This is a genomic window from Streptomyces sp. NPDC058469, assembly GCF_042721125.1.
Classification (GTDB): Bacteria; Actinomycetota; Actinomycetes; order Streptomycetales; family Streptomycetaceae; genus Streptomyces.
The window spans coordinates 18,480-25,415 of record NZ_JBHXME010000159.1 but is presented as its reverse complement, the minus strand read 5'-3'; the positions used below and the strand labels follow the sequence as shown (position 1 = coordinate 25,415).

Below are 6,936 nucleotides of genomic sequence, written 5' to 3'. Positions count from 1 at the left end.
ACGGACGGCCCCGGGTCGTCGCCGCGCCCCGGGAGGCGACGGGTACGTCCGGCCCGCGACCCGTGGTCCTCGCCCCGTACCCGGACGATCATCCGCAGGAAGCCCCGGACGGCTCCGGTGCTCAACTTCCGCACACGGACGCCGAGTTGCCCGCCGGTCGGCTGGGGATCGGCCCCGCCGTCCCCGTACTGGACCTGCCCCGCTCCTGGGCCTCCGCCCGCACCGCCCTCCGCTTCACCGCCGACGGCACCGCACAGGACCCCGGCCAGCGCATCGTGCACGCCGACGAACTCGGCGGCATCGCCCTCCTGGCCGCACTGGTCGCGCCGGGTGCCGAACCGCCGCCCGACGTCCACGACGTGGAAGCCGCGGCGGCCAACGCGCCCTGGCTACTGGTCACTTTGAACGCCGTCGCCACCACCACGAGCCTGCGCGCGGCGGCCACCGAGATCAACGTCCACCACTCCACGCTCCAGGACCGGTTGACCCACGCGGAGTCTTTGCTGGGCTGGCCGGTACGCACTCCGCAGGGGCGACTACGGCTGCAACTGGCGCTGACGATGCGGCACTTGGCGCGGCCCTAGCGCGGGCCGGCCGGCACAGCTAGGTCCCCTGCCCCCAAAACCTGTGGACCGTATCCCCCCGCACCGTCAACAAACGGGCGCGCAAAGGGACTTGGCCATCTTCGCGCCACCCGGAATTCCTGATTCAGTACGGCCGAAGGGGAGTCATAGCAAGCGCTTGTCGCTACATTTTGACATGACCGCCGCATCACCCTCCCCCTCTGTCACTCCGCAGGAGGCACTTCCCCATGCGCAGACTTCTCGCCTGTCTGGCGGCCGCAGCCGCGGCCCTGGGCGGGATCACGGTGGCCGCCGCGACACCGGCCGCCGCCGCAAGTTCGGGCAGCTTCAACGTGCTCAGCTACAACGTCGCCGGGCTCCCGGAGTCGTTGTCCAGCGCCTCGACGCCGCGCGACACGAGCACCACCGAGATCGGCACGCGCATCGCCCCGTACGACATCGTGAACGTGCAGGAGGACTTCAACTACCACGCCTACCTGTACTCCACCGACACCCACCCGTACCGCACCGCGACCAGCGGCGGCGCCGGTATCGGCAGCGGGCTCAACACGGTCTCCGACTACGCCTGGGACGGCGACGACTTCGAGCGGGTCGGCTGGAACTCCTGCCAGATCGACTCGGGCGACTGCCTGACGCCGAAGGGCTTCAGCTTCATGCGGGAGCGGCTGTCCGAGGGCGTGTACGTCGACTTCTACAACCTGCACACCAACGCGGGTACGAACGACGGCGACGAGGCCTCACGCGCGGACAACCTCGCCCAGTTGACCACCTTCATCCAGTCGCACTCCGCGGGCAACGCGGTCGTCGTCATGGGTGACACCAACACCCGTTACACCCGCGCCGCCGACACCATCGCGGAGTTCGGCGCGGCCAACGGGCTCACCGACGCCTGGGTCAAGGTGATCCGCGGCGGCGTGGCACCGGCCAAGGGCAGCGACACGCTGCTGTGCGACCAGACCGGGGCCACCGTGCCCAACACCTGCGAGGTCGTGGACAAGGTCCTCTACCGCAGCAGCAAGCTGGTCACGCTCAACGCGACGTCGTACAACAACGAGCACGCCAAGTTCCTGAACTCCGACGGGCTGATGCTCTCCGACCACGATCCGATCACGGTCGGCTTCACCTGGTCGCAGAACGCGGACTTCCAGCTCAGCGACCAGTTCGGCGGCCCGCACGGGGACTACTACCAGGACATCGGCAGCGTCCCGGCCGCCGCCCGTGCCACCAAGATCTCGCTGCGCGCCGGCTCCCGCGTCGACCAGGTCGGCATCACTCTCGCCAACGGCACCACGCTCACCCACGGCGGGACCGGCGGCACCGCGTCCTCGCTGACGCTGGGCAGCGGCGAGTACGTGACGACGGCGTACCTGTGCGAGAGCAAGTACAACGACACCACGCGGATCTTCTACGCCAAGTTCACCACCAACCTGGGCAACACCCTGGCCGGTGGCACCACCACCTCGGACTGCGTGACCCGCACCGCGCCGTCCGGCTGGCAGATCGCCGGCTTCCACGGGCGCTCCGGCGACGAGCTGGACAAGGTCGGCTTCATCTACACGAAGCGCTGACCCGCCGCCGAAACGGCAAGCACCGTAAGGCAGTTACGCGCCGGATCATCCGCCACCGCGGGTGATCCGGCCCGGTGCGTCCCGGCCGCCCTACGCGAACGCCGGCGGCACCAGTCGCCCGCGCGAGATGAGCGACGTGGCCTGCTTCAGGCGGTGGACGTGGATGCTCACGCCGTAGCCGTCGATGCCCGGGACGGCGGCGACCTTGGTGGTCAGGTAGCGGTACAGGTGCTCCGTGTCGCGGCAGATGACGACGACCATGACATTGGAGTCGCCGCTGATGGCGGCGGCGAAGGCGACCTCGTCGTGGTCCGCGAGTTCCTCGCCGACACGCTCCAAGCGGGCCGGGGCGACGCGCAGCCACAGGGTGGCGTTGAGCGCGAACCCGAGGCGCGCGGAGAGCAGTTCGACGTCATAGGCGAGCGCCCCCGAGTTCTCCAGGGCCTCCAGTCGGCGGGCCACGCGGGCGGTGGACCAGCCGGTGACGTCGGCTAGTTGGGTGTGGGTGGCGCGGCCGTCCTCCGCCAGGGCGTCGAGCAGCGGGGTGTCCTCGTCGGTGAGGCGTACGGGTGGTCCCGTGGGGATGCCGGGCCGGTCGCCGACGAGGTGACGGATCTGGTCGGGCGTGAGCCGGCCGCCGTAGCCCGTCCAGTCACTCGGTCCCGATGTGCCGAAGGGATGGATGAGCAGGTCGATGCTCACGTCAAGGACCGACGCGGACTTGGGCAGTTGACGCAGCAGGACGTCGTCGCGCGGCACGTGCACCGGCGCGCTGATGACACAGATGATCTCCGAACCGCCGGACGCGAGGCCCGCGTAGGCGATGTCGGGCCGTCGGGCGAGCGCGTCGGCGAGCGGGCCGACCCGGTCGGGGCGGCAGCGGATGCGGGCCACCCAGCGTGCGTCGCCGTGGACGGCGGGGTCGACCAGGCCGACCACCCGCATCACCCCGGAGCGGCGCAGGGCGTGGAAGCGACGGGCGGCGGTCTGCTCCGAGACCCCGGCCACCTCGCCGATCAGCCGGAACGAGGCGCGCGGCGCGCACTGCAGCGCGCGGAGGATTTTCCCGTCGACTTCGTCTGTCATGAGGAAAGTGTGACACCCAGGATGAGCACGATGGAGGTTTACCGCCGCATCTCGGTCGTGCGTTGGTGATTGTCCATGGCGGAGCTAATCCTGGGGCGTATGCCTGTTCGAGGGCATCGCATTCGAGAAGGAGAGTTCCCCGTGAACGTCACGACCCCGGCGAGCGGTCGGCCCGATCGGCGGGCGGCCACCCTCGTCATGGCCTGCCTCGGCGTCTTCGTCGCCTACTTGCCGGTGACCACGGTCGCCGTGAGCCTGCCCGCCATCCAGACGGCGCTGAACGCGTCGACCGCCCAACTGGCCTGGGTCCAGGACGCGTTTGTCCTGCCCATGGCCGCGTTCATCCTCACCGCCGGTGTCTTCGGCGATGTGCACGGACGCAAGAAGGTGTTCCAGGCAGGCCTGTTGTTCTCCGCCGCCGGTGCGGCCGTGGCACTGTCCGCGCAGTCGGTGCACGTGCTGTGGATCGGCCAGGCGTTGGCCGGTCTCGGCGCGGCGACCCTGCTGCCGACCACTCTTGCGCTGATCAGCCACGCGGTGCCCGACCACCGGGAGCGCGGCAAGTTCATCGGCCTGTGGGCGACCGCCCTCATGGCGGCGCTGGCCATCGGCCCGCTGATCGCCGGCGTCATCCTCGACCACGCCGCCTGGCGCTGGATCTATCTGCTGTCCATCCCGGTCTCGTTGCTCGCGACGGTCGTCGCCGCCCGCCTGCTGCCCGATTCCCGGGCCCCGCACGGACGGAAGCTGGACTGGCCCGGCCAGCTCACCGCCACCCTCGCCATCACCGCGCTGGTCTACGGCGTGATCGAGGGTGGCGCCGGTTCCTTCACGGACGTCAAGGTCATGGTGGCGTTGTTCACCGCGGTGGTCGGCGGGGTCGCGTTCGTGCTCGCCGAGCGGCGCAGTGACAGCCCGATGCTGGATCTGACGCTGTTCCGCAGCCCGGCGTTCACCGCCACCACACTGGTCGCGATGATCACCTTCCTGGCGCTGATCGGCTTCTTCTTCCTGCTCAGCCTGTACTTCGGCCTGGTGCAGCAACTCGACACCCTCCAGGCGGCCTTGCGGCTGCTCATGGTCACCGCGGCGGCGATCGTGGTCGGCATGCCGGTCGGGCGGCTCATGCACCGGGTCTCCCCGCGCGTCCTGATCACCGGTGGTCTGCTGGTCATCTCCGGCGCGCTGTTCTCGCTGACCGGCGTCGACGCCGACACGTCGTTCGCGTCCATCGCCTGGCGGCTGGCGCTACTCGGCCTGGGCATCGGGACCGTCATGACGCCGATGACCGCGACCGCCGTGGCCTCCGTGCCGTATCAGCAGGCGGGGATGGCCGCGGCCGGCAACAACGCGTTCCGGCAGGTCGGCGGCGCGCTCGGCCCGGCCGTCCTGGGCGCCCTGCTCACCACCAAGGCACTGGACACGCTCCCCGGTCACCTCGCCGACGCCGGGGTGACGGGCGCGACGCAGCGGAGCATCGTCTCGACCGCCGACGCGGACGGCCTGGGCGCCGTCGCCCAACTGAACCTCGGCGCGGACACCGGCCGGGCCCTGGGCGCGCTGGGCGACTCCTTCCTGGACGGCATGCGGCTGTGCCTGGTGGTGGCCGGGGCGCTGACTCTCCTCGCCGCCCTGGTGTGCGTGCTGTTGCTGCGCCGCCCGCAGCAGGCTTCTTCGTCTACGGCGGCTCCGGTGGCCGGTGCGAACACCGCGGCCTCCAGCGATGGGCGCACCGCCGCCGGGACGCCAACGGCAGCCGCCATAGCGGCAGTTGACCGGGACACCGAACCGCTGAAGTACTGAACGGCTGAAGCACTGCATGGCTGAAGTACTGAACGGCTGAAGCGCGAACTACCCACGGGCGGGGCCCTGTTGCACCATTCAGGAGCCCCGCCCACTGTCACATCAGATCGACACGGCGACGGCGGTGAACGTCGTGTCCGGTGTCTGCGGGCTGGTGAAGCGGGCGTTGACGAGATAGAGCCGGTTGCCGAAGCGGGCGGCGGTCGTCGGGACGTCGAAGCGGGGGTCGGTGATCGTACGGCGCAGGGTCGCGGTGGTGACCTTGGCGTCGAGGTCGAACACGCTGATCCGGTTCAGCCGGTTCTGGACGACGTACAGCGTCCGGCCGATCCGGAACAGCCCGTCCCCGTTGGCCACATCGGACGCCCCGCTCAGGGCGATCTCGGTGGCGTGGCCGGTCTTGAGCGACACGTTGTAGAGCTTGCCGGGGGTGCTGCTGACGACGATCAGTCCGTGCCCGTCCGGCGTGCCCACGATGCCGTTCGCGTTGTTCACACCGGGCGTCTGCACCCAGTCGCCGGTGAGCGGCAGGGCGGCGACCTCGCCCGTACGGCCGCGGGGCACGCCGTAGAGCACCGCGTCGAGCGAGTCGGTGAACCAGGCGCGGTCGCCGAGCAGGGTGACGTCGTTGATGAAGTGGCCACTGGCGGGGGTGAGTTGATAGGTCGCCAGCACCTCGCCGGTGCGGGAGTCGACGACTCTCGCGGCCCCGGTGCTGCCGGCGACGTACAGCAGGCCGTCGTGGTCCAGCTTCAGCCCGACCGACACCAGGCCGGTGGCGCCCTCGGACAGGATCTCGCCCTCGCCGGTGCGCAGGTCGGTGCGGTGGATGGCGCCGTTGGCACGGGAGCCCATATAGGCGTACGGCCCGCTGCCGATGGCTATGCCCTCGGGGAGGAAGCCGTTGGGCAGTGGAAGTTCCGTCGGCCAACTGGCCGGTGCGGTGGAGGAGTTGGCGCTTGCGGTGCCGGTGCCGACCGTCGCGGCGAGGGCGGTCAGGGCGGCGCCGCCGAGCAGGGCGCGCCGGGTGGGGCGGGTGGGCCCAGGGGGGATCCGGGTCATCGTTCGGGCCTCCGAGGACGAGTGGGGGTGAACGGGGGCTGGTGAAACGGTGGTTGGGCGAACCGGGTGACCGGTGACTCTGGTGAGCCCGGGGGCTCGGGTGAAATCTTCTCCAACTCCGCCCCAAGGCCCGGTATTTGCGTAACGACCCGTCACTTCCCGGAGTTCCCACCCGCCCCAGCCGCAACCGCGGGCTCGGGTTCCGCGCGGTCCGCCGGTACGGCCTTCTGCAGGCTGCTTCCCTCGACGTCGAGGTCGGGCAGGAGCCGGTCCAGCCAGACCGGCAGCCACCAGGCGCCCCGCCCTGCGAGGGCGAGCACCGCCGGTACGAGCGTCATGCGGACGGCGAAGGCGTCGATGGCCACGCCGACGGCCAGGGCGAACGCGATGGGTTTGATGAGGGAGTCGTCCAGCGGGAAGAACCCGGCGAAGACGGTGAACATGATCAGGGCGGCGGCGGTGACGACCCGCACGCTGTGCCGGATCGGCCTCGGCCCGATCGGGCTCTTGCTCGACGGGATACAACGACCGGGCATGCGCGCGAACATGCGCACCTCGATGGCCGCCCTGAACACCCTGATCCGCTCCGAGACCCTCAGCGTGCGCGGCTGACCGACCACGGCGAAGGGCGCACTCGTACGGTACGAGTGCGCCCCGCGCCGCGGGAGCTCGCGGGTTCCCCCCCCCCCACCCGCCCCCCCCCCGCCCACCCCATCCACGACCCCGCCCGTCCCGCCGCCTCTGCCCTCCCGGCATATGACAACCCCGGCGGACTCGGTGGCGAGGAGATGTTTCGACCTGAGCGCCGTGGCGGCGTTGGGGTGGAGCAGTGT

At 70.6% G+C, this 6,936-nt stretch carries 7 protein-coding genes; 4 read left to right on the top strand and 3 right to left on the bottom strand.

The window, feature by feature from the left end; genetic code table 11:
* Both ACFWP5_RS42310 and ACFWP5_RS42305 read left to right on the top strand, forming a co-directional pair.
* Positions 1 to 584 (top strand): helix-turn-helix domain-containing protein (locus ACFWP5_RS42310; RefSeq protein WP_384169749.1); only part of this gene is annotated, 584 nt, incomplete at its 5' end.
* A gap of 227 nt (positions 585 to 811) precedes the next feature.
* Positions 812 to 2,152: a jacalin-like lectin gene (locus tag ACFWP5_RS42305; RefSeq protein WP_384169747.1), complete on the top strand. Its 1,341-nt coding sequence runs from the start codon at positions 812 to 814 to the stop codon at positions 2,150 to 2,152.
* Between the two features lie 90 nt (positions 2,153 to 2,242).
* On the opposite strand, the gene ACFWP5_RS42300 is transcribed toward ACFWP5_RS42305, so the two are convergent.
* Complete coding sequence (locus ACFWP5_RS42300) at positions 2,243 to 3,238, bottom strand: Lrp/AsnC family transcriptional regulator (protein ID WP_384169745.1); 996 nt, start codon at positions 3,236 to 3,238, stop codon at positions 2,243 to 2,245.
* Between the two features lie 141 nt (positions 3,239 to 3,379).
* Between ACFWP5_RS42300 and ACFWP5_RS42295 the strand changes: the two genes are divergently transcribed.
* Entirely contained in the window at positions 3,380 to 5,041 is a 1,662-nt protein-coding gene (locus ACFWP5_RS42295) for an MFS transporter (RefSeq protein ID WP_384169743.1), read from the top strand.
* 102 nt (positions 5,042 to 5,143) lie between these two features.
* Here the strand turns inward: ACFWP5_RS42295 and ACFWP5_RS42290 are convergent, their stop codons facing one another.
* Positions 5,144 to 6,103 carry an SMP-30/gluconolactonase/LRE family protein gene (locus tag ACFWP5_RS42290; protein WP_384169741.1) on the bottom strand — a complete coding sequence of 320 codons (960 nt, stop codon included), beginning with the start codon at positions 6,101 to 6,103 and terminating at the stop codon, positions 5,144 to 5,146.
* A 152-nt stretch (positions 6,104 to 6,255) separates the two neighbouring features.
* The gene (locus ACFWP5_RS42285; RefSeq protein ID WP_384169739.1) at positions 6,256 to 6,576 is read right to left on the bottom strand and encodes an MMPL family transporter; all 321 of its coding nucleotides are present in this window, start codon (positions 6,574 to 6,576) and stop codon (positions 6,256 to 6,258) included.
* Here ACFWP5_RS42285 and ACFWP5_RS42280 point away from each other — a divergent pair.
* Complete coding sequence (locus ACFWP5_RS42280; protein WP_384169737.1) at positions 6,563 to 6,715, top strand: hypothetical protein; 153 nt, start codon at positions 6,563 to 6,565, stop codon at positions 6,713 to 6,715. The genes ACFWP5_RS42285 and ACFWP5_RS42280 overlap by 14 nt on opposite strands.
* The last annotated feature ends 221 nt before the right edge of the window (positions 6,716 to 6,936 follow it).

Excerpts from the sequence above, each read along its gene's own strand:
- ACFWP5_RS42305 (WP_384169747.1), top strand. The coding sequence starts at position 812 with ATGCGCAGACTTCTCGCCTGTCTGGCGGCCGCAGCCGCGGCCCTGGGC.
- ACFWP5_RS42300 (WP_384169745.1), bottom strand. The coding sequence starts at position 3,238 with ATGACAGACGAAGTCGACGGGAAAATCCTCCGCGCGCTGCAGTGCGCG.
- ACFWP5_RS42290 (WP_384169741.1), bottom strand. The coding sequence starts at position 6,103 with ATGACCCGGATCCCCCCTGGGCCCACCCGCCCCACCCGGCGCGCCCTG.